Raw genomic sequence first — 25,823 nt, 5'->3', positions numbered from 1 at the left:
TAGGGACGAGCGGCGGATAAGCACCACGTTTCCGGTGACTCCGAGGGCCCCTCGAGGGTCGTCTCACTCCTCGGGTTCGTCGGCGTCGATCTCGTCGGCGAGGTTCTCTGCGACCCCCTCGTCGACCGCCATCTCGCCGGGTTCCACGGGTTCGTCCCCGGCATCGGGCTCGATTCGTTCGGCGATCCCCGCGTCGGAGAGATCGCCGTCGGTGGAGTCGGCCGTTGCCTCGCCGTCGTCGATGGCGGCGCCGCTCGAGTCCGTCTCGGAGCCGCCGGATTCGGTTTCGCTGTCGCCCTCGAACCCGGTCACGTCGTCATTTCCCTGTTCCTCTTCGGACGGGGTGACGCCGGGGTCGAACGCCGAGGCCTCGCTTCGAGGGCCGTCGATCGTCGTCGGCGTGACGTCGCGATCGGTGGCCTGCATGCGGTTCCGTATCGTGTCGACCGACGAGTCGTCGGGGACGGCGTCGGCGGCACGGTCCGTGACCCCCTCGGGGAGTACCTCCTCCATTTCCTCCTTCGCCTCGTCGACCGACTGGATCGGGACGTCGTCTCGCGGCCCGAGTAGTCGCAACACGGCGTACGTGACGGTGAGCAGGCCGATTGCGGTCAGGAGATGGCGGGCGAGCCCCCGCAGGCGTGACGCGGTCGTCGATCCCGCGCCGGCCGTCCGCTGTCGCTCGCTATCGGGTGTTCGTACTCGCATCGCGACCCGTACGGCTCCGGCCACCAAGTGGCTTCGGCGTGGATACGCCGGCAGGGGTTGTCGGACTCGAGCCATTACTCAGGCCTCGAGGTGTTCAATGCGGGCGTAGCGGCCGGCCCGCCAGCCGGCAACGAGCGCAACGACCGTCCCGACGGCCAGCGCGAGCGCGAGGCCCCCGGCGTAGACCGCGGGCGGCGTCCGGAGCAGTTCTTCGAAGCCCAGCACTGATGCGGAGAGCCGGTTCAGCCCGATCACGGCCGGCGGCGTCGCCGCCAGTCCGAGGAGGCCGCCGAACAGCCCGATCAACAGCCCCTGTGTGCCGATCACCCCGGCGAGCAGCCCGCGGGAGAGCCCGATCGCCCGCAGCGCCGCGAGCTGCTCGCGTTGCTGGTGGGCGACCAGCGCGAACAGGTTGGCCGTCAGGACCGCCCCGCCGAGGACGGCCAGCCCGACCAGCGTGATCCCGCTGGCGAGGACGATCGATCGCTCCTCGAGGACGGACTGGATCTGGTTATCGCTGGTCCGAACGTCGTACTCGGGGTACTCGGCATCGAGGTCGGCGGCGACGGTCTCGCGGTCGGCATCGTCCGCCACGTCGGCGGTGATGAACGTCGCCCGATCGGTCCCGTCGGTGCCGGCGACGGCCTGCAGGTCGCCCAACGGGACCGTCACGGCCGGCGAGCCCAGATACTGCGAGTAGTAGCCGGAGATTCCGATCACCGTGAACTCGTGGTTCGCCGCCGTCTCCCGGCTGGTGCCGACGTGGATCGTGTCGCCGACCGAGACGCCGAGGTCCTCGGCGACTCGCGGATCGATCACGATCTCCTCGCGCTGGGGGTCGTCGGGCGGCGGCGTCGCCGCAGTTTCCGGATCGACCTCGAACCCGTTGCCGGCCTCGAAGTCGAACCCGTCGTGGGTCTCCTGGACGCCGACCGCGGGGTGGCGCTGCAAGTTCGAGGGCTCGGTTCCAACGTAGACGTCGTACATCGCGATCGGCGACGCGGCGTCGACGTCCTCCCGTGCGGAGAGTTCGGCCGCCCTCGCGTGTGCCCCCGAGATCGGGTTCGCCGTCCCGCTGGCCGACGGATCGACCGGTTCCCGCGAGATCCAGATGTCCCGTCCGGCGTTGTCAAGCCCCTGCTCTCCCTTGTCGACGACGCCGACGCCGAGGCTGGCCAGGACCGTCACCGACAGCACCGCGAGCGTGACCGCGAGGACGGTCAGCGTCGTCCGGCCGGGCGCGCGTCGGAGCTGTGCAAGCGCCAGTCCCGTAACAGCCCGAAGCCGGACGATCGCCCCGCGAACGCTCATCGTCCCACCTCCGCCAAGACCGAGGTCCGCGCGGCCACCGCGAGTGGGTACGGCACGGCGACCAGTCCCGCCAGGAGGGCCACGGCGATCCCGTAGGGAACGAACAGCGGATGGAACTGCGCAACCGCGCCGGGCGCGACGGTCGCACCGGCGACGGCGTTGACGCCAGCGATCCCCGCCGCGCCGAGCGCGACACCCACGACGGCCCCGACGAGCGTGGTGAGCCCCGTCGAGACGGCGACGACGGCCAGCCGGCCGCCGACGGGGACCCCGACCGACTCGAGGACCGCCAGGGTCCGCCGATCCTCGTCGACGGCCATTCCCGCGGTCGTCGCGACGAAGGAGGCACAGATCGTCAGGCCGACGAGCAACGCCACGGCGCTCGCCGCGAACGCCAGCCCGTCGTCGAACAGCGCGGCCGGATCCGTGCTGCCGGCCACCGTCACCGACGCGTCGGGATAGGCGTCGTCGGCGGCCGACTCCGCCGCGGCGGGCTCGCCCCAGACGAGGACCCGATCGGCGAGTTGGCCATCGTCGGCACCCGACAACGACTGCAGTTCGCTCAGGTGAACGAGCGCAACCGGTGCATCGCCGGCAGCCCCGTCATCGGCAACGGCCGCGACAGTCACCGTTGGGGTGGTCGCGGGCGTGTTCGCTTGATCCTGCCCCGGCATCGATACCGCCACCTCGTCGCCCTCTGCGGCCTCGAGGCGCTCGGCCGCGGTCGGCGAGAGGACGATCCCGCCCGCCCGCGGGCCGTCGTAGGAGCCGTTGGCGTAGTGGGGATCGCCCGCTTCTAAGGCCGCCGTCGGCAGCCCGGCGACGGTCCGGGACTCCCCGTCGGGGACGACGCCGACCACCCGGACGGGCCGGGGGTCGCCCCCATCGGACTCGAGGCGGACCGTCTCGACCAGCACGGGCGAGGCGTGATCGACCCCCGGCGCCGATCGAAGTTCGCGGGCGCGGTCGTTGCTCGCCCCGAGCCGCAGCCCCTCGACTCCGTCGACCGCGGAGAGCGTACTGCCGTCCTCGGCGGTTATCCGCACGGTCGCGTCGTCGTCGCTCGCCGTCCCGCCGTCGGCCAGCGCCAGCGCGACGCCGGTCACGACGAGCAGGAAGGCGACGGTCAGCGCGACGGTCGCGATCGTCGACGCGATCCGACCGCCCGTCGTTCGGGTCGCCCGCTGCCACCACCGCGTGGCCGTCAGACCGACGAGTCCCCGCCAGCGCGTCCGTCGCCGTGATCCGTCCGGCGACACGTCGTCGCCCTCATCGGACATCGTCCACCCGTCCGTCGCGCAACGAGACGATCCGGTCCGCGACCGACAGCGCCCCCTCGTCGTGGGAGGCGACGATCACCGCCCGATCGCGCCCGACGTCGGTCAACAGCTCGAGGACGGTCCGACCGGTCGCCGTGTCGAGTTCGCCGGTCGGCTCGTCGGCCACGATCACGTCGGGATCGGTCGACAGCGCCCGCGCGATCGCCACGCGCTGGCGTTCGCCGCCGCTGAGTTCCCCCGGAAGATGCGTGGCCCGATCGCCGAGCCCGACCGCCTCGAGCAGCGACTCCGCCCGGTTCCGGCGATCGGCGCGGGGAACCCCCGCCTGCACGAGCGGCAGGGCCACGTTCGCGCGGGCCGACAGCGACGGCAGGAGATAGAATCGCTGGAAGACGATCCCGATGTGGCGCCGTCGCAGTCGGGTCCGCTCCGCGTCCGACAGCGCCGTCAGGTCGGTTCCCGCGACCTCGACCCGGCCCGCCGTCGGGACCAGCAGCCCCGCGACGGCGTGCAAGATCGTCGACTTCCCGCTTCCGCTCGGCCCCTCGAGGCCGACGATCGCTCCCCGCGGCACGTCGATGGATACCCCCCGGAGCGCGGTCACTGTCCGGTCCCCACCCGAGCGGAACCGTCCCCCCGTCGAGCCGTACTCGTGTCTGACGTCCGCGAGGCGAACGGCGCTGGCCGATTCGCGGTCGTCCGTCCGATCCCTCACCGACGATCGCGAACCGCGTACTGACTGGTTTGACATCCTCGGCGATCTCACCGACAGCGACGCCGTCCCGGCTCATTGTTTCGACCCGTCTACCCCAGTCAGCCCCGTGTTACAGGAATTTTCGCCGACACGAGCGGGCCTCGGGGTCGCTCGAGCGGCCGGGCTCGGGAACTGTCCGGGCCGTTGGAATCGGATCCGCGATCGACCCGCATCGGCCGACGATACCGACCCGTAGGCAGGGATTGTGCGGGCGGGACCCCGCGAAAGGGTGCCGTACAGATCAGTGACGATTGACGTTTGCGGCCGCGATTCAATCGTCGCGCCCACGGGACCTCGATATCGTCCCATGGATGGCGGTGTGTTCGATCCACGTCGATCGCGTTTCGGTGGAACCCGTCCCCTCCCCCCGGATTATCAGGACACTGATTCCGTCTCGTACCACCCGTCCGCTCCTCGGGTCCGTAGGAGCGACACCGACTGCGTTCGTAACAGAACTGACCACATCTGCAAAATACGCGAGTCGTGTTCGGGTATTCACACCACCTTTCGAGTACTAAACCATATTTTCGACGTATGGGCCAGATAGTACATACCTCTACTCGGCGAATCGATTCATGAATGTCGATCAAAAAGCCGCTGTTCGCGCTCGTAGCACTCAGTGTGTTACTCACCGGTATTGCCACACCGGTACTGGCACACGAAACACAGGCCGTCGACGGGTACGACGTCACCTTCGGTGGGGCGGACGAACCCCTCATCACCGATGAACGGATGTGGCTCGAGTTCGAGATCGTCGACACCGAGACCGGCACGCCAGCGGCGGGCCACGCCGAGAACCTAACCGTCTCCGTCCAGACGTCCGAGGCCGAGAAAACCCCGCTCGAACTCAGCGAAAAACACGGGGAGCCCGGCGTGTACGAAGCACCGGTCGTCTTCGCGGAACCGGGCGACTACGTCGTCCACCTCGAGGGACATCTCGACGGAGTCGACGTCCACACTCACTTCGAAAAGTCGGTCACCGATCGTGCCGAGTTGGAATACCCGGCCAGCGAATCGGAAGCCGCCGGCAACAGTACTGACTCCCAACCCAACGACGAGCGGCCCGACGAAGCTGGGTTCGGTTCCGGAAGTATCGCTCTCGCCGGACTCGGTCTCGGCACCGTTATCGGTGCAGTCCTCCTGCGGAGACGACGCTAACCCGCCTCACGTTTCGCGACGGACAGCCCCGATATCCGTCTCCGAAAGCGGTCGTCAGACAGTCGGACTCTCCCGAACGCGACCGCCGCGTTGAACTCGAGTGGAAGGGGCGCCACCGAAATGCGACGCTCTGTACGGGCGTCGATGACGCTGCTATCGAGTGCCCTGGCATGATCGTCACGCTGACCACCCCGACGACTCCAAAATTCGCCCGCAGACGTCTACCCGGCACTGGAACCAAGTTCCACTCCGAATTTGGCCTCCGATATTGGAAACGCGAAACCAGCAGTAAGGCCGCTATGAGTGACGAAAACGCCAGTATCCGGTTCGACTGTGCTTCGGCGAGAATCCGAGTCCGCCCTCCCCGATTTGAACGGGGGGCAAGTCGATCTACAGTCGACTGCTCTACCAGTCTGAGCTAAGGGCGGGCACTCCAACGTAGCCGCCCTCGTACACATAAGGGTTATTATTCGCACCGGCTGCGACGTGTCACGAAGCGTGAACGGCAGCATGATTGATATGGGATGCGTGGCAACAGGGGAGGTAGTTCGAGCATGAGCAAGATCACGTTCCGCGCGGACGACGACCTCGTCGACCGACTCGAGGCCCTCGAGGTCTCCAAGAGCGAGGCGATGCGGGAGGCGCTCCGGGCGTACCTCGAGGGGGACCGCGGCGAGTCGGCGTCGGAGCGTGACGGGGAGACGGCGATCGACGACCTGGTTCGCGCACGCGTGGACGAACGGCTCGACGCCCGACTGCGGGAGTTGGGGCTCGAGGCCGCGGGCTCGCGCGTGTCCGACGGCCACCGGGACGTGACCGTTTCGGTCTCGCTGACGGGCGCTCACGGCGAGTCGGTCGACGACGTCCGACTCGAGGCCGACCGATCGCGCGACCCGGCGTCGGACGACGCCGAACACAGACAGTTGGAGCCACGCGAGGAGACGGACGCTGCCTGTACCCAGTGTGGGGAGACGCTCGAGGGCGATCACGTCTACTGTCCGAACTGCGGCGAGAAGGCCGCCCGACGGCTGTTCTGTGACTGCGGCGACGAGGTCCGCTCGGACTGGTCGTTCTGTCCGGGTTGTGGTCGTCGGACGCCGGCAGCGGACGTTCTCGAGGCGGACACTCGCCAGCGCTGACCGGTGTAAGACACTGAACGTCAGTCTCGGGGAAAGTTTTATTATCTGTGCCAAACATCGACTTAGTCGCGTAAGACGGATTGTCTTACACCCGTCGACAAGACGGGAAATCGCCCGACTTCGGGTGGTTTCGACGTAAGACACGCCGCGTCTGACAGGGGCGCGCCACCGTCTTACCCCCAACGGGGAATACAACCATGGAGCGTGTGACACTGCGAATCCCGAAACAGCAGATCGAGGAAGTAGAGCAACTGGTCGACGCGGGCGAGTTCCCGAACCGGAGCGAGGCGATCCGGTCGGCCGTCCGCGAGATGATCAACGAACAGCGGGAGGCTCCCAACGAGCAGTCCGGCAAACGCAACTGGGCCAAGGTGTAACGATGCAGGATATCGTTCAGGACGCCTTAGAGAACGCGGAGGAAGAGGCCCGGGAGATGGACGTCTCGATGGACGACGACGAGTTCGGCGATCCACGGATCGTCATCGTCGGCTGTGGCGGTGCCGGCAACAACACCATCAACCGCCTGTACAACATCGGCGTCGACGGTGCCGACACGATCGCGATCAACACGGACAAACAGCACCTCAAGATGATCGAGGCCGACACGAAGATCCTCGTCGGCAAATCCCTCACCAACGGGCTCGGTGCCGGTGGCGACCCCTCGATGGGTGAACGCGCCACCGAGATGGCCCAGGGGACGATCAAGGACGTCCTCGGCGATGCGGACCTCGTGTTCGTGACCGCCGGGATGGGCGGTGGCACCGGCACGGGTGCCGCCCCCGTCGTCTCGGAGATCGCCAAAGAGCAGGGTGCGATCGTCGTCGGCATGGTCTCGACGCCGTTCAACGTCGAACGTGCCCGCACGGTCAAAGCCGAGGAAGGCCTCGAGAAGTTGCGCGAGCAGGCCGACTCGATCATCGTGCTGGACAACAACCGGCTGCTCGATTACGTCCCGAATCTGCCGATCGGGAAGGCGTTCTCGGTGATGGATCAGATCATCGCCGAGACCGTCAAGGGGATCTCGGAGACGATCACCCAACCGTCCCTGATCAATCTGGACTACGCCGACATGTCCACGATCATGAATCAGGGCGGGGTCGCAGTCATGCTGGTCGGCGAGACCCAGGACAAGAACAAGACCGACGAGGTCGTCAAGGACGCGATGAACCATCCGCTGCTTGACGTCGACTACCGCGGCGCGAGCGGCGGGCTCGTCCACATCACCGGCGGCCCCGACCTCACGCTCAAAGAGGCCGAGGGAATCGCCGACAACATCACCGAGCGCCTCGAGGCCTCGGCGAACGTGATCTGGGGCGCGCGCATCCAGGAGTCCTACAAGGGCAAGGTCCGGGTCATGGCGATCATGACCGGCGTCCAGAGCGCGCAGGTACTCGGTCCCACCACCCAGAAGCAGGCCGACAAGTCCCGCGCGAGCATCGAGGGCATCAACGAGGCCGACTTCGACGCGAGCAACAACGTCGAGGCCGGTGGCTCCGGCTTCGGTGCCCAAAGCGACGGCGGCCGCGAGAAAGTCGACCGCCAGAACGGCGTCGACGTCATCCGGTAATCGCGACGGGACCACGACCGACACACCACCGCCGATCGGTTCCGTTTTTGACCGGCTTCGCTTCCGATTCTCACGGGGAGTGGCGACGGATATCGCAGTCTCAGTACAACGTATCGGCTTTCGTCGTCCACAACCGCTGTTTACGGCCGTATACGGAGCGAACGCGACGAACGGATCGGCGGACTCGAGTCAGGCCAGCGACTCGAGCAGCGAACACTTCCGACAGACCTCGCGCGTCGTCGTCGAGCCACACTCGACGCACTCCTGTAGGTCGGCACCGTCGTCGCCGCTGTACTCGTCGGCGGCGATCGACGCGAGATCCTCGTAGCCAGCCAGGATCGAGTGACGGGTACCGGGGTGGTTCTCCTCGAGATCGTACAGCAGTTGCTGGATCTCGCCGCGATAGGCCTCGCTGGCGTGGGGACACTCGGTGATGTGGGCCGGCAGGTCGTTGATGTGGGCATAGAGGGCGACCTCCTTCTCGGGAACGTCACGCAGCGGTTTCGCGCGCGGGACGAACTCCTCCTGTTCGCCCCGTTCCGAGAGGGGGCCGAGGCTGGCGTCGAAGTGTTTCGCGATCTGTTCGACGTCGCCCTCGAGGAAGTTCATCAGCGCGGTCTGGGCCTCGTCGTCGAGATTGTGGCCCGTCAAGAGGAGATCGGCCCCGAGTTCCTCGGCGTACTTCTCGAGGAGATCTCGCCGGAAGACGCCACAGTAGGCACAGGCGGCCATGTTTTCGGGGTCGTCCTCGACGACCTCGTCCATACGGACGCCGAACTCCTCGGCGTAGCTGACGAGTTCGTGGCGGATGCCCAACTCCTCGCTGAGCTCGATGCAGGCGTCGACGGACTCGTCGCGATAGCCCTCGATGCCTTCGTGGATGGTCAGCCCGACGAGTTCGATGCGGGGGTCCTCGGCGAACGTTTCGTGGAGGATCTGCGTGAGGACGACGCTGTCTTTCCCGCCGGAGAGGCCGATCACCCAGGTCTCGGGGTCCTCGGGCGTCGCGTCGTGTGAGACGAGATCGTCCCGTCGGACGCGCCGCCGGACCCGCTTTTCGACCGACTCGCGGAAGTGATCCGCACAGAGATGGGAGCCGGAGTAGGCGGCGTGCATGACCGCGTCCTCGTCGCATCGGGTACAGTCCATTAGCGGCCCGTTGTCGGTCGCCGCCAATCACGGTTTCGTCTGCCGGAGCGCGGCGGCCGTCTCGAGCGGTGAGCGGGCGTCCGTCCCACCGCCGCTTCTGGCAGCCGTCTCGGTCGACACACGTCGCGGCCTATCCGGATCGTTCCGTCGACCGGATCAGACGGGAACTCGTTCCCGGTCCTCGACGGCATCGGCCCCGTCCTCGAGCGCGGCCAGCAGGGGGTCGACGTACCGGTCGCGGCCCGGCGAGGAGAACAGTTCGTGGCCGCCATCGTAGAGGACGACGTGGTCGGCGGGCACCCGCTCGCCGATCGGTCGCAGGTCGATGACGGGATCGCGCAGCGAGCAGAAGACGACGGCGTCGTGATCGATCGTCAGCAGCTCCCGTTGTGCGCGGCGGGTCTCCCGAATGAAAGCCGGCGACACCCACGACGGGGTCGTCTCGAGCTGGTGATCGGTCGCCTGCTGACCCAGGTCCTCGCGGTCGAAGCCGCCGGTCGGGAGACAGGGGAACGCCGTCGGGAGCTTCGAGACGGCCTCTAACACCGGTTCCGGAAATCCCTCGCCGTACCCCCACCACGGGCTCAGATAGACGTGGTTGTCCGCGCCGTCGAGGGCCTGTGCCACCAGCGAGCCGGCGCTGTGGCCAAGCAACTGATAGCCCTCGAGGTCGCGGACGTACTCGGCGACGGGCTCGAGCCAGTCGGCTTTGAAATCGTCGATGTTCGTCGGGAGTTCGAACGCGTGGACCCGATAGTCGGCCGCGGTCAGCTGTCCGATGAGCCAGCTGACGTTCTCGTGGGTCCAGCGGTTGCCCCAGCCCATGACGAAGACGAGTTCCGCGTCGCCGTCCTCGTTGAAGATCCGGTGTCGCATGGGTTTGCGTTCGCCGCGAACCGGTAAAAAACCTGATCTCTCGAGCCACCGCTCGTGACGGTCGTGGCCGCTGACCGCAGGTCGGTCGCGGGTCCGGACAACGATGCGGTCGCGACTGAGAAACGACTTTGCGCGTCCGGCCCCAACGGCGACCGATGAGTGGATTCGATCGGGCGAGAGCGGTCGACCGTCTCGAGGACCTCGTGGAGACCGTCGCGAGCGAGCGGATGCCGGTCCCGGTCCGGGAGGTGTGGACGTTCGGCGACGTCGCGTTGGGTCTCGATCCCGTCGAGCGGCTGGACGTCTACGTGACCAAGGACGTCCTCATGCGCGACGACAGCGACAACGGGGCGGTAGACGCCGACGCGATCGCCGCCGAATACGGCGTTGAGGGGATCGGCAAGTCGGTCCGGGCCGACTGGGCCGCCGACCACCCCGAGTATCTGCGAGCCAACGCGAACGGCCACGCCGCGCCCGAGCAGTGTCTCGCCGCCCACCTCCTCGAGGAGGACGAACCGGTCCATCTCGAGGTCTGTAACGCCGCCTTCGAGGACAACGTCACCCAGCGGCTGCGCGGCGCGCGCCTGCGGGAGGACTACACGCAGTTGCTCGATCCCCGCGGCGTCTGTCTCTGGGCCGAGGGCACGCGAAGCGACGAGGCGATCCGGAAGCTCCGGGAGGGCGAACTGGCCCTGCCGACGCTATCGGCGGCCCTCGAGATGCTCGGACTGGACGACGCCGAGGCCGAGACCGCGGCGCGGGAACTCCACGCGTGGCGAGAGCAACAGGACGGCGTGACAGTTCGTGGCGACGTGGTCTGACGACTGTTAGCGATCGATCGAAGCGCCCTGTATCTCAGCGACCGTCTCGCGGAGCAACTCGAGCCGGTCGGCGATCCGCTCGCGGTCGGCGTGGACGACGCCGCTGTCCCGCTCGTACTCGAGCAGCCCGGCGTCTTCGAGTTTCGGCAGGTGGAGGTGGCGCAGTTCCGTCGCGACGGTCCGCCGATCGAGGTCGTCCGCCGCCGATGCCCGGTCGACGATGTAGTCGGCGATCTCCGCGTGGTCGAGACGCGTCGTCTGCGTTCGCATGGCGTACCGGCAGACGGATCGGCGGTACGGATCGCTTAACGCGGCGAGCGACCGATCGATCAACGGCTGTGCTTCGCTACTCGCCCCGTCCCGGTGAGTCATCGTCCGTCACTGGGACAGCCCGTCGGATAGTTGCGGCGCGGCAGTATTCACGCTATTTATCAGTCCCTGGCGTGCGTTCGGCCGAAACCGAGAAACGGCACGGTGTCTTACGTCGGTATCTCGGATGCTACTCGCGACGCTGCTGATCGACTACCCCATTCTTCGCAACGCGTTATCGCACGCTCCCGGTGTGACCGCCACGTGGGAGCAGTCGGATCTCACCGCGGACGGCGACCACCGACTGCTCGTCTGGATCGACGGCGACGACGACGAACGGGCGGCCTTCGAGGCGGGTCTCGAGGCGGACCCGACCGTCACAGCGTCCCTGCAGACGGCCGCGTTCGACGACCGGTGGCTCTACCAACTCGAGTTGACGCCCGAAGGAACGGAGGCGAGCGTCTATCCGACCGTGATCGAGGAGGGCGGCGTCTTACAGGAGGCGTCCGTGACCCACGAGGGCTGGTTCTTTCGCGTCGCCTTCCCCAGTGACGAGGCGCTCGAGCGGTTCCACGGGTTCTTCCTCGAGCGCGGTTTTGAGGTCGACGTCCGGAAACTCCGCGACACCCGCGAATCCGCCGGCGGTGGGGACGCCAGGTCCCAGTTCGGCCTGACGAGCCGGCAGCGCGAGGCACTCGTCGCCGCCGTCGAGGCGGGCTATCTGGATATTCCGCGGTCCTGTACGCTGGCAGAACTCGGCGAGCGACTCGGCATCTCACAGAACGCGGCGTCGGAGCGGTTCCGTCGCGGCGTCGAGACGCTCGTCGAGAACACGGTGTACGACGACCGGTCGCCGTAGTCGGGGTCAGGCGGGCGAGATCCGGGACGGAGACCGTCTTGCCCACCTCACTCCTCGGGCGTGACGCCGGGGACGGGGATCGGATCCGGGGTGTCGGGCACGAGCCACGCGGGCACGACGCGGGTGAGGACGACCATCCCGGCCAGTTCGACGAGCGTCTGGGTGACGACGACCGCCGGTGCCAGTTCGTACCTCGCCGGAAGGGCAAGCGCCAGCGGCAGAACGACCAGCGAGTTCCGGGTAACGGCGGTGAAGACGAGCGCACGGCTCGCGCCGGTGTCCAGCCGGAGCAGCCCGGCCGCGAGCCGGCCGAGAAGCGGCATGACGACCAGAAAGGCGACGTAAACGGGTACGACGGCCGCGATCCCCTCGATCGAGTCCCGTACCCGCGGGAGCTGCGAGGCGATCACGACCAACAGGGTCGCGCCCATCATCGGGACCGGCAGCCACCCCATCGCCGACTGCCAGCGGCGGGCGGTCGGCGAGCGGGTCGCCCCGATCTCGGTGACCCACGCCAGCGCCAGCGGCAGCGCGATCAACAGGAGAAACGCCTCGAGGAAGGGGCCGGGCTCGACGACGGCCGCGATCCGCTCGCCCATGAACAGCCAGAGGTACGCGGGCAGAAACAGCAGTTGTAGGAGCATCAACGCCGGCGTCGCGGCGGTGAGTTGTTCGGCGTCACCCCCGGCGAGGTCGGTGAACGCGATCACGTAATCGATACACGGCGTCAACAACACCATGAACGCGCCGACCAGAACGACGGGCTCGTTCGGGAGGAACCGGGTGAGCCCGTAGACGACGATCGGGACGACGAGGAAGTTCAACACGAGCGCCCCGGCCATGAACCGGCCGTTGGTGATCGCCGCGCGAAACCGGACGAAGGGGATCTCGAGGAAGGTCACGTAGAGCAACACCGCCAGCACTGGCGTGATGAGTGGCTGGAAGACCGACGCCGACGCCGGCTGGCCCAGCCCGATCCCGACGGCAGCCGCCACCGCGACCGCGTAGACGGCGATCTGGTGGCGCTGCAGCCACTCCTGTGACATCGTGTGGTCTTGGGCCCCGGCACGGAATAGGGCAGCGAAGGCGTTGTGGGCGCGCGGAGCCGCGCGTCGCGCTCGAGGCCCGACTCGAACCCAGAGCGACGACCGCTCCTCAGACGTCGCGCCGGCGGAACCAGGCCTGGCTCGCGACCAGCAACGTGACGGTCATCGCCACCAAGATTCCCGCACCGAGGAGGTCGTAGGTGCCCTCGAGCAGGACGGCGTTGGGATCGTAGTACCGCATCGGTGCGATCGCGCCGACGGCCTCGACATCGGTCCCCGACAGCAACGATTCGGAGAGAAAGAGCGCGAAGGTCACGCCCAGCGCGACCCGCTGGGCGATCGCCGCCCGGTCGACGATCACGGACGCGAACAGGCCGATCCCGGCGCAGGCGAACAGATACGGGATCGAGAGCAGGTGGACCGCGAGGACGTCGGCGGCGGCGATCGGATGGTCGATCAGTTCGGCACCGACGTAGACGACAAGCGGCGGGAGGAGGTTAGCACCGACGATCGGGACGGCCATCGCCCCGAACCGCTCGGCGACCAGTCGCCGTCGGGAGATCGGCATCGACAGCAACACGTCCATCCGCCCGCGGTCGACGTCGTCGGCGATCGTCCCCGCAGTGCTGTAGGCCAGATACAGCCCCAGCATGATGATCCAGCCGAAGGTGTAGAGTTCGAACGAGAGAAAGCCCGCCAGGCTCGTCATCGTCTGGACCCCCATCACCTGCAGGATCGGCTCGGGATAGGCCGCCAGCAGCCCCTCGAGGTCGATTTCGGCCTCGAAGGAGGGGTAGACCCAGATGACCATCGCGGCGAGCAAGGAGAGCCCGATCGAGAGATACACGCTGCCCCGGACCCGCCGGCGGCCGTCGTAGGCAGTCAGTTCAAACATCGTCTTCACCCCCACTCGCCGCACCGGGCCCGACGGTCAGATCCGCCCCGTTCCGTTCGCTCCCGTCGGTATCGTCGTAGAACCGCATGAAAACCTCGTCGAGCGGCGCTTCCTCGATCGACAGGTCGTGCAATCGGTACTCCCGGAGGGCCGCGAGCAGGGCGTTGACGTCGCCGGTGAACGTGAACGCGTATTCGGTCCCGTCGCTCGGCCCCGTGTCGGACTCGATGCCGTGGACCCCGTCGATCTCGAGGGCGTCGACCGGGATCGCCTCCGCGGCGTGTAACCGGACGAACTTGCCGCTCCTGTCCAGCAGCGATTCCACCGGCTCGACCGTGACGAGCCGGCCGTCACGGATGATGCCGACGCGGTCGCACAGCTTCCGCACCTCGCTCAGGATGTGCGAGGAGAAAAACACCGTCAGTCCGCGCTCCCGTTCGGCCCGGACGAACTCGTTGAACCGCTGTTGGAGGAGGGGATCGAGCCCGCTGGTCGGCTCGTCTAGAATCACCAGGTCGGGATCGTGCATGAACGTCGTCACCAGCCCCAGTTTCTGGACGTTGCCGCGCGAGTACTCCCTGATTTCGCGATCGAGCGGCGGATCGAACAGCTCGAGCAACTCCGCGCTTCGCTCGTCGCCCTTGAGCGATGCGTGGAGGTCGAGGACCGCCCGGCCGGTCGCCGTCTCGTCGAACCCCGGATCGTCGGGGAGGTAGCCGAGCCGGCGTTTGGCCGCGAGCAGTTGCGCCTCGTCGGTCACGTCGTTGCCGAGCAACCGAGCCGTCCCCGCGGTCGGCGAGAGGAACCCGAGCAGCGTCCGGATCGTCGTCGTTTTCCCCGCGCCGTTGGGGCCGAGATACCCGAAAATCTCCCCCTCCTCGACGGCGAACGTGACGTCGTCGTTGGCGAGTACCTCGCCGTAATCTTTCGTGAGCCCCTCGAGTTCGATCGCTGCCATACCGGCACCCTCGGCGGCCATCCGTATGTAATATGGCGGTCGTTCCCGTCGCCACTCGACCCGACTGCGTCGATCGCGATGGGCACACCACCGTTTGCACCGACCGCGACCGAATCAGGGGACGATCTGCGTGAGGAGCGTCGCCTCGATCCGTCGCAGGTGGCCGCCGACCGTCCCCCCGGTACAGCCAAGCGCCTCGCCGATGTCCTCGTGTGTCACCGCCCGCGGAACGTCGTAGTACCCCATCTCGACGGCGGTCCGGAGGATCTCCTGCTGGCGACCGGTCAACTGGGAGAACAGCCGGTCCGTGTTCGGTTCGTACCGGCCCGTCTTGAGGAGCTTGAGCCTGATCCCGTCGGGAACGTCCGGAACGGCCTTCTGGAAGCTCTGTACGTCACCGATCATCGTGACCCGGAGGCCGCCACGGCGCGTGAACTCGAGGGGGGTATCGTAGATGAACTCGAACTCCCTGAGCATGCTCAACAGCCCGACGAGCCGGTCGTCGGCCTCGAGGTGGATGTAGGCGTGGTGTTCGCCGTCGGCGCTCGAGAGCTGGTGCTGATTGACCATCGACGACGCCGACAGGATCGACTCGAGAGCGTTTCTGTCGCCCGAGAACTGATAGAGCGCGACGATCGTCTCGTCGACGAGGAGGTTGACGTTGTGGAGTAGTTCACGCGTCACGTCCGGGTGTTCGGCGATCCGTCGATCGAGCGGATGCAATCCCTCCTCATCGGGAATGATAACACATTTCGCGTATCTCATCGTTCGACAGCTACGACATCGTACAAGTATTTTTCAGTATCGATTGTTAGTATAGAAGTTCGGTGGGACGGTCTCGAGCCGAGCCCCGACGTGACCGTCACAGCCACCGCGCCGGCGGTATGACCACTGACGACGGCTTCGCGACGACCGACACCGCTTCGGGGGTTACGAGAGCCGGGGTCGAACTCGGAGCAGGTGTCGTTGCGTTCGTCGATTCCAGTCCGTTTCGGTCGCATGCTCCGATACGAGCGGTACGCTCGAGTAGACGTTTTCCCGCGTTTCCACGGTCTTTTATGCCGGTTCGGGACGACGATGGTTCGATACGTCCCGGCCGGCAGACAGCCATCGTTGCTATAATATTTTCTCCGAATTGGTTATAAATGCCCCCGCATCCAAGGAGGAAAAATGATTGGACATCGTGTTGGGTGTGGACTTGTGACGTTCGAAATGAGGCCGCGATATCGGAGCGGAAACGGTGTGGGAGCAGCGAATAGAACGAAAGCCGCCGAACCGATCGTTCGGAGGTGGGTGTAGTATGTACCGCCGAAAGCGACTCGCGACCGGGACCGTCGCGTCGTTCCTGGTCGTCGCCCTGGTCGGTCTCGTCGTCCTCTCGTCGGGGACGGCCTACGCGACGGCGATGGCTACCGCCAGTGGCAGCGGCTTTACGGTCACGGCAGACGAGATCAGATCGGACGACTTCCTCCTCTATCCCAGCATCGGGGAGGACACCGAGGGGACGACGCCGGTCGCCGTCGTTGAACAGCGCGGCGTCGAGATCGACGGCATGGTACTGAGCGGCGAGAAGTCGATACCCATGATCGACGGCTCGATGGAGATTTCCTTCGCCGCCGACGGGACGGTCAAAGCGGACGAGCAGTACATCAAGCTCACCGACCTGAAGGCAGAAGAGGCGAAATTCAACGGACAGGTCGTCAACGCACAGGCGACCGACAACCCGGAACAGCAGTTCCAGCAGACGGCCGGTGGCAACGCCGATCCCGAGGACGGCTACCTCACGAACATCTCCGGGGAACAGCCCGGAATGGTGCAGGAAGACGTCGAGATGGAAGCGGTGTATCTCGCCTCGAACGAGATCTCACTCCCCGGTCTCGACGTCGACGTGGAGTACCACCCCGACGGGTGATCACCCATGTCGCCCGAAAACGAGCAGGACGAGACCGATACGCTTCCCGCACGGGCCAGGAGCCGGTGGAGCAGGGTCAGCCAGTGGAGCGGGACCAGATGGGGCCGGTTCAACACCTGGCGGGCCGGACGGCCGTTCCTCGGTGGGCTCTTGCTGTGTCTGGCCGGGGTCCTGATCACCTGGGTACCGATGCAGATCCTGCCGGATCTCGCCTTCATCGGCGGACAGATGGCGGGCTTTCTCGCGATCGGTGCCCTCTTCGGCGTGTTCGTCTTTCTGACGGGGATCTACGTGCTGGTCAAGCCGGCACACGCCGACGTCGCCGGCGTCGTCGGGACCGTCCTGGCGATCTTCTCGCTGTTCGGATCCCTCGGCGGGTTGCTGGTTGGCATGCTGCTTGGGATTCTAGGCGGGAACCTCTGTCTCGCCTGGAAGCCACGCGACGAAGTCGTCGACGACGCCGTCTCGGAGCCGAGCGTCGTCGACAAGGCGGCGGCCCGGATCGACGCGGGGTTCGGTCGCCTCGTCGGACGGCTACTCCTGAGTTGCCGTGCGGGCATCGACCGAATCAAACGGTGGGGTACCGACGAGTGACGACGAGACGAACCCGACCGAGGGACCGCCACGACGCATGACACGGGCCGGTGCGTTCGTCGTCGTGGTCGCGGTCGCCCTCGGTGGTGTCATGGTCGGCCCGTCCCACGTGGCCGGGCAGGCCGACGAGCAAGCCATCACCGTCGACCTCGGTACGGTCGAGGGCGCGACCGTCTGCGTCCAGCAACTTTCGTCGGACACCAACCGGATCGTCGTTCGAGGCGACGACGGAAACGTCACGATTCACTTCGACGAAACCAGACGCGTCGAACTCGAGGAGACGCGATCCGCCGAGGGAGAGATCGTGTTACGAACGGACCGGCAAAACGAGGCGCTCAACGATCTCGCAGCGGGCGAGGAGTGTTTCACGGCACAACAGACCGACGTCGTCGTTGACGCCCGCTCGGTCGAGTTGCGAAACCTCTCCGTTACCGGGTACACCGTCGAGGTCGGCCCGGAACGCGACGTCCCCGCACCCGCCCCGTTCGACCCACCGCACGACATCGGTGGGCAGAACGACGGTGGTGATCGAGAGGACGAAACCGAGAGCCGAAGCAACGAGACCGACCGTTCGGCCAACGAGAGCGTTGGAGGGAATGAAAGCGTTGGGGGAGGAAACGAGAGCGTTGGTGGAAATGAAAGCGTTGGAGAAGGAACCGAGAACGCTGGAGGAAATGAAAGCGATAGCAGAGACAATGAAAACGACGGCCACGACGGCAGTGATATCCGAGACAACGAAACCGAAATTCGAGGGAACGAGACCGATGGGCTGGACAACGAAAGTGACGGCCTGACCAACGAAAGCGACGGGACCACGAGCGATTCGGCTGGCGACTTGCCGTCGAACGAGTCCGGTAGCGAGCGTCCGAACGGCGATGAACAGACGGCAACCCCGACCACCCCTGAGGCCGACGAGAACGACACGGAGACGCCAGCGCGGACTGGAAATCGATCGACGGACGACGGAGTCAGTGACGAGCGGGAAATCGAACCATGAGCGATCACGAGACGAACGACGTCGAGGAGTACGCGCCGTCCTTGGCAGCGATCGACTCGCGAATCGTCCTCGGAGCCGCCGCCGTCGGGGTGTTCGTTTCCTTTACCTCGCTTCTGGTACCGGTCTTAACGCGGGTCGGGGGCGGTATCGTCGCGGGATTTATCGCCGCGTACGCCGCCGGGCGGGTCGTGACCGGCCTCGCGTACGCGGTTGTCGCGAGCGCGCTCGTCGGTGGCCTCGCAGGCTTCTTCATGGCGTTTCTCGGCGCACTCTCCGGGCTGTACACCGAACCGCCGCTGTTCGTCCTCTCCTCGGTCGGGCCGGTCAGTCCGGGGCTCTCCGGACTCGGGCTTCCGAGCGTCGTCCTACTCGCCGTCGCCTTCTCGCTGCTGACTGCCATCGACGGCCTCGTCGGCGGACTGGTCGGCAGCGGACTGCGGGCGCTCTCTCCGTGGTGAGAAACGGCACTCGGGACATCCGGACTCGCAAACGCAGCCACAGTCCGTCGCGGGTGACGATCCTCGCCACCGAAACGATTCACTCGGACTCGCAACGCCTTGTGCGAAACAGTCCGTCGTGAGCGGCAGTGGCTACGATCGGGGGACCCTGCCCACGGTAACGAAAAATGGGACCGCTTCCATCCGGCGATACTCCTCCGCTTCCATCTGCTCGATGACGGTCCGTCCCATCTCTCGCCACGAGCCGCGGAGGTCGTCGTACTCCGCCTCGGTCAACGGGCCCGAGAGCATCGTCTCCCGATCGTCTGCCAGCCCCGCACCGGTCGCTTTCCGGCGAGCGTCCCGCAGCGCGCCTTCGCTGTACGGTGGTTCGACCGTCCGGACGTGATCGTACCGGCGCGTCTCGAGGACCGCGAGCCCTGCATCGCCGAACGCCTCGCGGGCGTCGGCCCCGAGCGCGACGTCCGTCGACACGCCATCGATGTAGGCCCCGCGTGCCCGCCGCTCAAGGTCGCCCTCGGCGTCGACGCTCGAGTCGATCTCGACCGCGGCATTGTTCGGTTCCACAGCCGCGACGAGGTCCGTCGAGACGCGAGCGAACTCGGCGATTGCGGCCGCGGGATCGGGCAGGTTGATCAGCAGCGCCTGACAGACAACGAGGTCGAACGTGTCGTCCGGAAACGGCAGCTGGAAGGCGTCGCCGGCGACGACCGGGATGTGAGCGTCGGCCGCCGAAAGCAGGTCCGGGTCGGCGTCGCAGCCGATCACCTCGCCCGACGACTCCGCCGCGAGGACCCGGCTCAGTTCGCCGGTCCCACAGCCCACGTCGAGGATCCGGTCGCGGGTGTCGAGGGCCAGCGGCTCGAGGGCCTCGCGGGAGTCGGCCCACATCCCCTCGCGGGTCCGGCTGAGGTAGGATTCGGAGAACTCGCGCACGGGCCCCGATAGCGGTGTCTCGAGTAAAAACGGGTCGGTTTCGCGAAGCGCCGGCCTATGCGTCGTCGCGCAGTTCCCGTACCTTTTCGATGTTCCACGCGAAGCCGCGGCCGTCCTCGGTCGGCGTCTCGAGGGCGAAGGGCAGCTCCCGCAGGTCAGGGTGGTTGACGATCGCCCGCATCCCGTCCTCGCCGATGTAGCCCTCGCCGATGTGGGCGTGTTCGTCCTTGTGGGTGCCCACGTCGTGTTTCGAGTCGTTGAGGTGAATGTACTCGAGGTACTCGAGCCCGACCACGTCGTCGAACCGGCCGACGGTCTCGTCGACCGCCTCGGGCGTCGTGAGGTCGTTACCCGCGACCAGCGTGTGGGCGGTGTCGATACAGATCCCGATGTCGGTGCCGGTGCGGTCGATGATCCCCGCGAGGTGCTCGAACTCGCCGCCGAGCTTCGTGCCGCTGCCCGCGTCGGATTCGATGAGGATCTGCACGTCCTCGGGTACCTCGAGGTCGTCGATCAGGCTCGCCGCGTTGTCGAGGCCGCCCTCGACGCCCGCGCCGGTGTGTGCCCCGAGGTGGACGTTGACGTAGGGAATTCCCAGTCGCTCGGCGGCGTCGAGTTCCGCCTGCATGCTCTCTTTGGACTTCCGGCGGAGGTCGTCTTTGGGCGTACAGAGATTGACGAGATACGAGGAGTGGATCACCCACGGCCCCTCGAGTTCCTCGTCGGTCTCTTCCCGGAACCCGTCAGCGGCCTCGTCGCCGATTTCGGGTTGTTGCCAGACTTGTGGCGAGGTGGTAAAGATCTGGCCACAGTTGCCGCCGAAAGCGAGTTGGCGGTGGACGGCGTTGCGGAGATCGTCGTACGGCGGTGTTTCGTCGTCGGAAGAGACGCGCGAGCCGGAGATCGAGACGTGTGCGCCGACCTTCATCGTCATGCCTGCCGGTCAGTACCGGGCCGTGATAGGTATAACGGACCGCCCCGATTCGATCGACTGACGGTGTCGCTCCGACCGGCCGCCGGACCTGCCGTGGCGCGTGCTGTGCGACGGTTCACCGGTAACGAACCGTCGCGCGGTGTTCTCCTGCGATCTACTGTCGGCCATCGCGGTACGGCACGCGCTACCGAACCGCCCGCTCGAGCGTGCTTGGCGTCTTTCCGTCACTGCCCACCCACTTCGAGGACCTCCCGATCACGGACCCATTCGTCGGCCCCGAACTTCCGGGCGGCGAGATCGCGGGCCGCCTCGAGTTCGCCCTCGCGCCAGGTCGATTCGTCGGCGTCACACCAGTCACCCAGCGCGCCCGCGATCGCGTCGACGGCCGTCTCGCGATCGACCCCGACTTCGTCGCGGACGCTCGTTACCCGGTCGGTGAACGTCGACTCCGCGAGGTCGGTGTCGAAGACGCCGACGTGGGCCTGGGGCTCGAGGGCGTAGCTGATCGAGCCGTGCTGGATGACCACGTCGCGCTGGCGGTACTGGGCGTTGCCGCTGATTTTCCTCGCGTCCGCCCCCGCGCCGGCGGGCGCGACGATGTCGTGGGCCGGGTTGATATCGCGCAGATAGCAGGACGGGTGATAGATCGCGTCCTGCTCGGCCGCGGCGAAGTCGGCGTCGACGCCCAGTCGGTCGAACGCCTCGAGGATCGGCTCGCAGAACAGTTCGTAACAGTCCATCAGATCCCCCGGGACCTCGTCGGCGGGCGCGACGATCGTGTAGGAAATGTCGGCGTAACGGTCGTGATAGATCCCGCCGCCGCCGGTCTGTCGGCGGGTGACGTCGATCCCCTCGCGCTCGCAAAAGTCCCAGTCGACGGTGTCGGCGTCCTGTCGGTATCCCAGCGAGAGCGTACTCGGTTCCCACGAGTAGGTCCGTACCGTTCGCAGGCCGTCCTCGAGGGCCGTCCGCGCGGCGATCTCCTCGAGGGCCATCTGCGTCGCCCCGTCGCGGGGCTCGTCCCGGATTAGCCGCCAGTCCCGATCGGTGCGGTCGGTCATACGTGGGGCAATGGGGACGAGATGGAAATCGATTCCGACGCACCTCGATTTTCGTATATCGATATTCGATTTATCTCGGCCGAGCGTCGGGTCGAACCGCGGTGGCACCGTGGCTCCGAGCCACCCCATGCGCCGATCCCGTCCCAGTCGGCATCACCAGCCCGAGTCGCGTCGCCGCCGGAGCCGCGTCACGCCGTTTTTACGTACACGCCGGCTATCGGCGCGTATGGTGCGCAACGTCGCCGGGTTGCTCCCGGAACTCGAGGACGAGGACTTCTATCTCCTCTCGGGCGTCGAGCAGGGGATGCGCTTCTCCGAGTGGGTCCAGCGGGAGAAGCTCCCGAAGTTCGCCGACCTGCCCGACGAGGAGGTCGAGTACCGCCTCGAGCGGTGTCTCAAGCGCGGGCTGGTCGAGCGAAAGACGATCCAGTACGAGGGCTATACCCTCCAGTTCGAGGGCTACGATACCCTCGCCTTGCGGGCGCTGGTCGAACAGGACACGATCTCGGAGTTCGGCTCGCCGCTCGGCGTCGGCAAGGAAAGCGACGTCTACGAGGTCCGCTCCTACAAGCCGCTGGCCCTGAAGTACCACCGCGAGGGGTACACGAACTTCCGGGAGGTCCACAAGGAACGCGACTATACCTCGGACAACGACCACGTCTCGTGGATGTACACCGCCCGGAAGGCCGCCGAGCGCGAGTACGACATCCTCGAGGAACTCTACCCCGACGTGGCGGTCCCCCAGCCGATCGGGCAGAACCGCCACGCCATCGTCATGGAGAAGATGGACGGCGTCGAACTCTCGCGAACACGGCTCGAGGACGAGCAGGTGCTGGGCGTCCTCGAGTTGCTCGTCAGCGAGATCGCCGAAGCCTACGAGACGGGTTACGTCCACGCGGACATGAGCGAGTACAACGTCTTCGTCGACGAGGGCGGCGTGACGATCTTCGACTGGCCCCAGGCGGTCCCGACCGACCACGAGAACGCCGGCGAGTTCCTCCGGCGCGATCTGACCAACATCGTGGGCTACTTCCGGCGGAAGTACCCCCAGCACGTCCCCGACGACCTCGAGGCCGACGATCTCGCTCGCGAGATCGAGGCCGGCGCGTTCGACTCGCTCGAGGTCGACGCGTAGCCGCACCGATACCGGAGGACTACCAGTCCGGAACGCGGTTCACGGCGGTTCGATCAGCCCGTCGAACGATCTATTTTCGTTGTCATCGCCTCGAGCGGTCCCCGACCCGACTGGGTGGCCACCAGCCGGCGCGGGAGAACCCCAAAACAGCGAGCAACCCCAAGCGAGAGCAGGCGCGCTTCACCGACCGCTTCCGGAACGGTCCCTCGAGGACAACAGCGGTGGTACCGTCGTTCGGCCCAGTCGTGGGAGTCGTCGGACGGTCCATCGTAACCATCCGACCGGTACCGTCAGCGGTTCTTCTCGGACACGTGCTATCTGATAAACCAAATGAAGATATATCAAATTGGTGTTCGGGATGTTGTGAAGATGGGTCTATGATGCACAGGTTTCGGATCTAAGCGACTGCAAGAAGCTGCCGAGCGAGTCGCGAAACGCGCTTCTGAGAAACCTGTCGAGTGGTGTTCACGGATCCGATAGAAAATCGCCGGTCAGACCGGCCCGCCGCTCACGATCGAGCAAATTCAGAAGAAACGAGAGCGTAGTCAAGCGGACCGAGGACGGAGTTCTCCTTAGCAAATCAGGAACGAGTTCGAAGAGACTGCTGGCTTGTTGCCTCCCTCGCCGTGTAGTTGCAATTGCACGAGGACATCCACGAGTCGCCAGCAGTTGTACAGCACGCGGGCGAACGCGAAGTCGAAGTACTGAAATTTCGAACCCGTTCACTCATTTCCACCTCTCTCGAGCGGACCGACCAAGCCTTTGACGCATGAGATAGCGTCTCGTTCATTATGATAACGGTGAGTAGTCGGTTTCCTCGACCCAGTCACTGTCCGCGTCGTCCAGCCGTATGATTTTAGCTCTCGCGGTAAACGGTTGGTCGAAAGTCGGTGAATCGGCTGTGAATGCATGTGCCAGCGTCTGTTCATCGTTCTCCTTCTCACGAACTTTGAATGTCCGCTCCATGCCCCAGTTGTGCATGTTTTCGAACAATAGCTCGACATCAATTGTGACTTCTCCGTTGCCGTCCCCTTGTCGTTCAACTGTAGACAGAACGAATATCGTCTCTGCATCCGGCTGGTACGACCGAACACTATGAAGAATGAACGTCGGCAATGAGTTCTCACTAAGCACGCAACCGGCTGTAGCCATGACCGTAAACGTACTAGCCGAAGCCAGAAATGTACGACGTCTCATTACTATATTACTCCAGTGTGGGATTGGTTTTTCATATTTGGGAAGCTATTATAGTCCATATGAACTTGATTTACTTAACCATTTTCGTTAGTACACAAATAGATATAATTATAACATCAGTATAAAACCACTGTAGCATATAATTTTGTATAGAAATTAAATAAGATTTATATGCTTATAGATAAATCATCTGCTATGGAAGGAATGTCATCCAGAAGAAAATTCTTGAGAACAGTCGGAATAAGTGGTTTAGGACTGTCTACGTCCAGTACGGCGCTTTCAATATCCGCAATCGCGGATATGGATTCTGAGTACGATGCCTGTCCTAACGGTTGCCCTGACCCTTGGGAGCGAAAAGAACTTGATGATGTTGACTCGTATACAGGGCCACAAGTGTATGGGGAGGGTGATTTTACGATCACTCTCTCGAGTAGCGTAATTGTCCATGAGCCAATATGGCGTCCTAGCATTAGTCAGTGGGCTATTGATATCAGCGTAAGTGGGACGACGGACTGCCGATTTGTCGACGACGATTCCCCTGCTGAGGAGATGTGGTGGCACGAGTGTAAAGTATCCGATGTATCTATAGATAATATAGGTACAAAAAATAATGAGAATTGGGCAGGTGTAAAGATTGGTAGTGGTGAATCCCCTGCTGATTACGAAAACCTGAAAACAGTTGAATCAGGGATTGGAGTAGCAATTGGTGCCCTCAACACTCACGTAGGAGTTGCGTATGGGACTACTCAATTCTTAATGTCCATGCTTGAACAATTTGGGGACACAAATAATGTGAATAGAAAGTACAATGTTGACGCACCTAGAGGAGGAGGATATCAACACCACACTGGATATTATCACAAATACTCTGCTGAAGTGGATTCTGGAGAAGAAATAGATCACACTGTGACCGATCTCGCTGTTGCATATCCAGAATATCCGGTTCAAAATTCGTTCTCTGTTATCTCAGAAGCACCCCCTTATGACGACCATCCTCTATCCAAAATGGGATCCTCCGATGTAGAATCCGAATATGGTATTGAACAGTATAACCCAGAAAACGCAGAAGCTATAAAAAGAAAAAATCCACGCGTCGCAAGCGTGCTTGAAGAGGAAGAATCTCCGATTTATGTTGCTCATGATTGGGATGCCTCAATTCAAGCAATATCAAATCATGAACCAGAAGAACTAATGAATAAATACGATTACCTAAACTGGTAAATCCCGAGACAATCAGGATCTTACGTGTATCGACTGCAGTTACCAGAGGCACGCTAAAATGAATGTTACGATTCACATCGCACAGAGGAATGTATAACCTCCACTATTTTTTCGGAAACGAGAACCACGACACGCTCGGCGACGAGTTCCGAGAAATCATCTGTGTTGACAGCGATAACTGAATTGTTTTTCGAATTCTGATAGAAACCCAGAGTTCACTCGCAAGCAGAGTTGCGAGAGAACCCTCAGACGGGAGAGTAGTCCCCACTGAACCTGTGCATTATTTCTCACCCTCGCAACACCATGGAGTTCACATCGACGGACACACCACGCGATCGGTCGTCGATGCGAGGCTCCCGCGAGCGATACTCACCGTTTCGACGCCGCGTTCCCGGAGTTCGAAGCGCTTATACTCGAGAGCCGGGAAGAGAGGGTAGACTCGCTGGTTCGCGGGCATCAGCGGGCACCTGCACGACGCCGCGTCACAGGTCGGGATGTGATCCGCGGGGCTCGGCCCCGGTCGGGATTGAACCAGCAAACGCCCGCGG

At 64.6% G+C, this 25,823-nt stretch carries 27 protein-coding genes, 1 tRNA gene and 1 pseudogene; 12 read left to right on the top strand and 17 right to left on the bottom strand.

Features of this window, described 5'->3' with window-relative positions:
• Nucleotides 1-63: 63 nt before the first annotated feature.
• The 4 genes from ACSBP4_RS05275 to ACSBP4_RS05260 form a co-directional block, all read right to left on the bottom strand.
• Nucleotides 64-708 (bottom strand): hypothetical protein, encoded by a 645-nt coding sequence (locus tag ACSBP4_RS05275; RefSeq protein ID WP_435551574.1) that lies wholly within the window; start codon nucleotides 706-708, stop codon nucleotides 64-66.
• Nucleotides 709-786: 78 nt separating this feature from the next.
• Nucleotides 787-2,019 carry an ABC transporter permease gene (locus ACSBP4_RS05270; protein WP_435551573.1) on the bottom strand — a complete coding sequence of 411 codons (1,233 nt, stop codon included), beginning with the start codon at nucleotides 2,017-2,019 and terminating at the stop codon, nucleotides 787-789.
• On the bottom strand, nucleotides 2,016-3,299 hold the full coding sequence (locus tag ACSBP4_RS05265; RefSeq protein WP_435551572.1) for an ABC transporter permease: 1,284 nt from the start codon (nucleotides 3,297-3,299) through the stop codon (nucleotides 2,016-2,018). The genes ACSBP4_RS05270 and ACSBP4_RS05265 overlap by 4 nt, the downstream gene beginning before the upstream one ends.
• Complete coding sequence (locus ACSBP4_RS05260; protein WP_435551571.1) at nucleotides 3,289-4,050, bottom strand: ABC transporter ATP-binding protein; 762 nt, start codon at nucleotides 4,048-4,050, stop codon at nucleotides 3,289-3,291. Before ACSBP4_RS05260 ends, ACSBP4_RS05265 begins: the two co-directional genes overlap by 11 nt.
• Nucleotides 4,051-4,632: 582 nt before the next feature.
• On the opposite strand from ACSBP4_RS05260, the gene ACSBP4_RS05255 reads away from it, so the two are divergent.
• Entirely contained in the window at nucleotides 4,633-5,211 is a 579-nt protein-coding gene (locus tag ACSBP4_RS05255) for a FixH family protein (protein ID WP_435551570.1), read from the top strand.
• A 354-nt stretch (nucleotides 5,212-5,565) separates the two neighbouring features.
• On the opposite strand, the gene ACSBP4_RS05250 is transcribed toward ACSBP4_RS05255, so the two are convergent.
• Nucleotides 5,566-5,639: transfer RNA gene (locus tag ACSBP4_RS05250), tRNA-Tyr, on the bottom strand.
• 126 nt (nucleotides 5,640-5,765) lie between these two features.
• Here ACSBP4_RS05250 and ACSBP4_RS05245 point away from each other — a divergent pair.
• The 3 genes from ACSBP4_RS05245 (at nucleotide 5,766) to ftsZ (ending at nucleotide 7,917) form a co-directional block, all read left to right on the top strand.
• A complete protein-coding gene (locus ACSBP4_RS05245; protein WP_435551569.1) occupies nucleotides 5,766-6,350 on the top strand; it encodes a double zinc ribbon domain-containing protein in 585 nt (194 codons plus the stop codon).
• A 197-nt stretch (nucleotides 6,351-6,547) separates the two neighbouring features.
• Complete coding sequence (locus ACSBP4_RS05240; protein ID WP_006180079.1) at nucleotides 6,548-6,727, top strand: ribbon-helix-helix domain-containing protein; 180 nt, start codon at nucleotides 6,548-6,550, stop codon at nucleotides 6,725-6,727.
• Between the two features lie 2 nt (nucleotides 6,728-6,729).
• Nucleotides 6,730-7,917 carry a cell division protein FtsZ gene (gene ftsZ / locus ACSBP4_RS05235; RefSeq protein WP_006180080.1) on the top strand — a complete coding sequence of 396 codons (1,188 nt, stop codon included), beginning with the start codon at nucleotides 6,730-6,732 and terminating at the stop codon, nucleotides 7,915-7,917.
• Nucleotides 7,918-8,106: 189 nt separating this feature from the next.
• On the opposite strand, the gene ncsA is transcribed toward ftsZ, so the two are convergent.
• Both ncsA and ACSBP4_RS05225 read right to left on the bottom strand, forming a co-directional pair.
• Nucleotides 8,107-9,066 (bottom strand): tRNA 2-thiolation protein NcsA, encoded by a 960-nt coding sequence (ncsA, locus tag ACSBP4_RS05230; RefSeq protein WP_435551568.1) that lies wholly within the window; start codon nucleotides 9,064-9,066, stop codon nucleotides 8,107-8,109.
• Nucleotides 9,067-9,222: 156 nt separating this feature from the next.
• Complete coding sequence (locus ACSBP4_RS05225) at nucleotides 9,223-9,942, bottom strand: alpha/beta fold hydrolase (RefSeq protein ID WP_435551567.1); 720 nt, start codon at nucleotides 9,940-9,942, stop codon at nucleotides 9,223-9,225.
• Nucleotides 9,943-10,097: 155 nt separating this feature from the next.
• On the opposite strand from ACSBP4_RS05225, the gene ACSBP4_RS05220 reads away from it, so the two are divergent.
• Complete coding sequence (locus ACSBP4_RS05220; protein WP_435551566.1) at nucleotides 10,098-10,763, top strand: DUF7095 family protein; 666 nt, start codon at nucleotides 10,098-10,100, stop codon at nucleotides 10,761-10,763.
• Between the two features lie 6 nt (nucleotides 10,764-10,769).
• Here the strand turns inward: ACSBP4_RS05220 and ACSBP4_RS05215 are convergent, their stop codons facing one another.
• Nucleotides 10,770-11,135 carry a DUF7344 domain-containing protein gene (locus ACSBP4_RS05215; RefSeq protein WP_435551565.1) on the bottom strand — a complete coding sequence of 122 codons (366 nt, stop codon included), beginning with the start codon at nucleotides 11,133-11,135 and terminating at the stop codon, nucleotides 10,770-10,772.
• Between the two features lie 124 nt (nucleotides 11,136-11,259).
• Here ACSBP4_RS05215 and ACSBP4_RS05210 point away from each other — a divergent pair, with 124 nt between their 5' ends.
• Nucleotides 11,260-11,931: a helix-turn-helix domain-containing protein gene (locus ACSBP4_RS05210; RefSeq protein WP_435551564.1), complete on the top strand. Its 672-nt coding sequence runs from the start codon at nucleotides 11,260-11,262 to the stop codon at nucleotides 11,929-11,931.
• A gap of 47 nt (nucleotides 11,932-11,978) precedes the next feature.
• On the opposite strand, the gene ACSBP4_RS05205 is transcribed toward ACSBP4_RS05210, so the two are convergent.
• From ACSBP4_RS05205 to ACSBP4_RS05190, 4 genes are all read right to left on the bottom strand, one after another.
• Nucleotides 11,979-12,977 carry an arsenic resistance protein gene (locus ACSBP4_RS05205; RefSeq protein WP_435551563.1) on the bottom strand — a complete coding sequence of 333 codons (999 nt, stop codon included), beginning with the start codon at nucleotides 12,975-12,977 and terminating at the stop codon, nucleotides 11,979-11,981.
• A gap of 109 nt (nucleotides 12,978-13,086) precedes the next feature.
• Complete coding sequence (locus ACSBP4_RS05200; RefSeq protein WP_435551562.1) at nucleotides 13,087-13,872, bottom strand: ABC transporter permease; 786 nt, start codon at nucleotides 13,870-13,872, stop codon at nucleotides 13,087-13,089.
• Nucleotides 13,865-14,830 (bottom strand): ABC transporter ATP-binding protein, encoded by a 966-nt coding sequence (locus ACSBP4_RS05195; RefSeq protein ID WP_435551561.1) that lies wholly within the window; start codon nucleotides 14,828-14,830, stop codon nucleotides 13,865-13,867. Before ACSBP4_RS05195 ends, ACSBP4_RS05200 begins: the two co-directional genes overlap by 8 nt.
• Nucleotides 14,831-14,944: 114 nt before the next feature.
• Entirely contained in the window at nucleotides 14,945-15,595 is a 651-nt protein-coding gene (locus ACSBP4_RS05190; protein WP_006650934.1) for a helix-turn-helix domain-containing protein, read from the bottom strand.
• 535 nt (nucleotides 15,596-16,130) lie between these two features.
• Here ACSBP4_RS05190 and ACSBP4_RS05185 point away from each other — a divergent pair.
• The 4 genes from ACSBP4_RS05185 to ACSBP4_RS05170 are packed head-to-tail and all read left to right on the top strand — an operon-like array spanning nucleotide 16,131 to nucleotide 18,791.
• The gene (locus ACSBP4_RS05185; RefSeq protein ID WP_006650933.1) at nucleotides 16,131-16,742 is read left to right on the top strand and encodes a DUF6230 family protein; all 612 of its coding nucleotides are present in this window, start codon (nucleotides 16,131-16,133) and stop codon (nucleotides 16,740-16,742) included.
• Between the two features lie 6 nt (nucleotides 16,743-16,748).
• The gene (locus tag ACSBP4_RS05180) at nucleotides 16,749-17,336 is read left to right on the top strand and encodes a DUF6114 domain-containing protein (protein WP_435551560.1); all 588 of its coding nucleotides are present in this window, start codon (nucleotides 16,749-16,751) and stop codon (nucleotides 17,334-17,336) included.
• A 37-nt stretch (nucleotides 17,337-17,373) separates the two neighbouring features.
• Nucleotides 17,374-18,333: a hypothetical protein gene (locus ACSBP4_RS05175; RefSeq protein WP_435551559.1), complete on the top strand. Its 960-nt coding sequence runs from the start codon at nucleotides 17,374-17,376 to the stop codon at nucleotides 18,331-18,333.
• Nucleotides 18,330-18,791, top strand: coding sequence for a hypothetical protein (locus ACSBP4_RS05170; protein ID WP_373631865.1), 462 nt, complete (start codon nucleotides 18,330-18,332; stop codon nucleotides 18,789-18,791). Before ACSBP4_RS05175 ends, ACSBP4_RS05170 begins: the two co-directional genes overlap by 4 nt.
• Nucleotides 18,792-18,923: 132 nt before the next feature.
• Here the strand turns inward: ACSBP4_RS05170 and ACSBP4_RS05165 are convergent, their stop codons facing one another.
• From ACSBP4_RS05165 to ACSBP4_RS05155, 3 genes are all read right to left on the bottom strand, one after another.
• Nucleotides 18,924-19,727 carry a class I SAM-dependent methyltransferase gene (locus tag ACSBP4_RS05165; RefSeq protein WP_435551558.1) on the bottom strand — a complete coding sequence of 268 codons (804 nt, stop codon included), beginning with the start codon at nucleotides 19,725-19,727 and terminating at the stop codon, nucleotides 18,924-18,926.
• 55 nt (nucleotides 19,728-19,782) lie between these two features.
• The gene (locus ACSBP4_RS05160; RefSeq protein WP_435551649.1) at nucleotides 19,783-20,655 is read right to left on the bottom strand and encodes a deoxyribonuclease IV; all 873 of its coding nucleotides are present in this window, start codon (nucleotides 20,653-20,655) and stop codon (nucleotides 19,783-19,785) included.
• Nucleotides 20,656-20,885: 230 nt separating this feature from the next.
• Nucleotides 20,886-21,722, bottom strand: coding sequence for a lipoate--protein ligase family protein (locus tag ACSBP4_RS05155; RefSeq protein WP_435551557.1), 837 nt, complete (start codon nucleotides 21,720-21,722; stop codon nucleotides 20,886-20,888).
• Nucleotides 21,723-21,948: 226 nt separating this feature from the next.
• On the opposite strand from ACSBP4_RS05155, the gene ACSBP4_RS05150 reads away from it, so the two are divergent.
• Nucleotides 21,949-22,857: a serine/threonine-protein kinase RIO2 gene (locus tag ACSBP4_RS05150; RefSeq protein ID WP_049966019.1), complete on the top strand. Its 909-nt coding sequence runs from the start codon at nucleotides 21,949-21,951 to the stop codon at nucleotides 22,855-22,857.
• Nucleotides 22,858-23,365: 508 nt separating this feature from the next.
• On the opposite strand, the pseudogene ACSBP4_RS05145 reads toward ACSBP4_RS05150, so the two are convergent.
• Both ACSBP4_RS05145 and ACSBP4_RS05140 read right to left on the bottom strand, forming a co-directional pair.
• A pseudogene (locus tag ACSBP4_RS05145) lies at nucleotides 23,366-23,570 on the bottom strand (hypothetical protein); the annotation flags it as partial.
• 76 nt (nucleotides 23,571-23,646) lie between these two features.
• A complete protein-coding gene (locus ACSBP4_RS05140; protein WP_049966018.1) occupies nucleotides 23,647-24,009 on the bottom strand; it encodes a hypothetical protein in 363 nt (120 codons plus the stop codon).
• A 240-nt stretch (nucleotides 24,010-24,249) separates the two neighbouring features.
• Between ACSBP4_RS05140 and ACSBP4_RS05135 the strand changes: the two genes are divergently transcribed.
• Nucleotides 24,250-25,275, top strand: coding sequence for a hypothetical protein (locus tag ACSBP4_RS05135; RefSeq protein ID WP_435551556.1), 1,026 nt, complete (start codon nucleotides 24,250-24,252; stop codon nucleotides 25,273-25,275).
• Nucleotides 25,276-25,823 lie beyond the last annotated feature (548 nt).

The organism is Natrinema sp. CGMCC1.2065 (assembly GCF_051225675.1).
GTDB classification, from domain to species: Archaea; Halobacteriota; Halobacteria; order Halobacteriales; family Natrialbaceae; genus Natrinema; species Natrinema thermotolerans.
The sequence above is the reverse complement of the archived record's forward strand: the minus strand, read 5'-3'. Positions and strand labels throughout refer to the sequence as shown.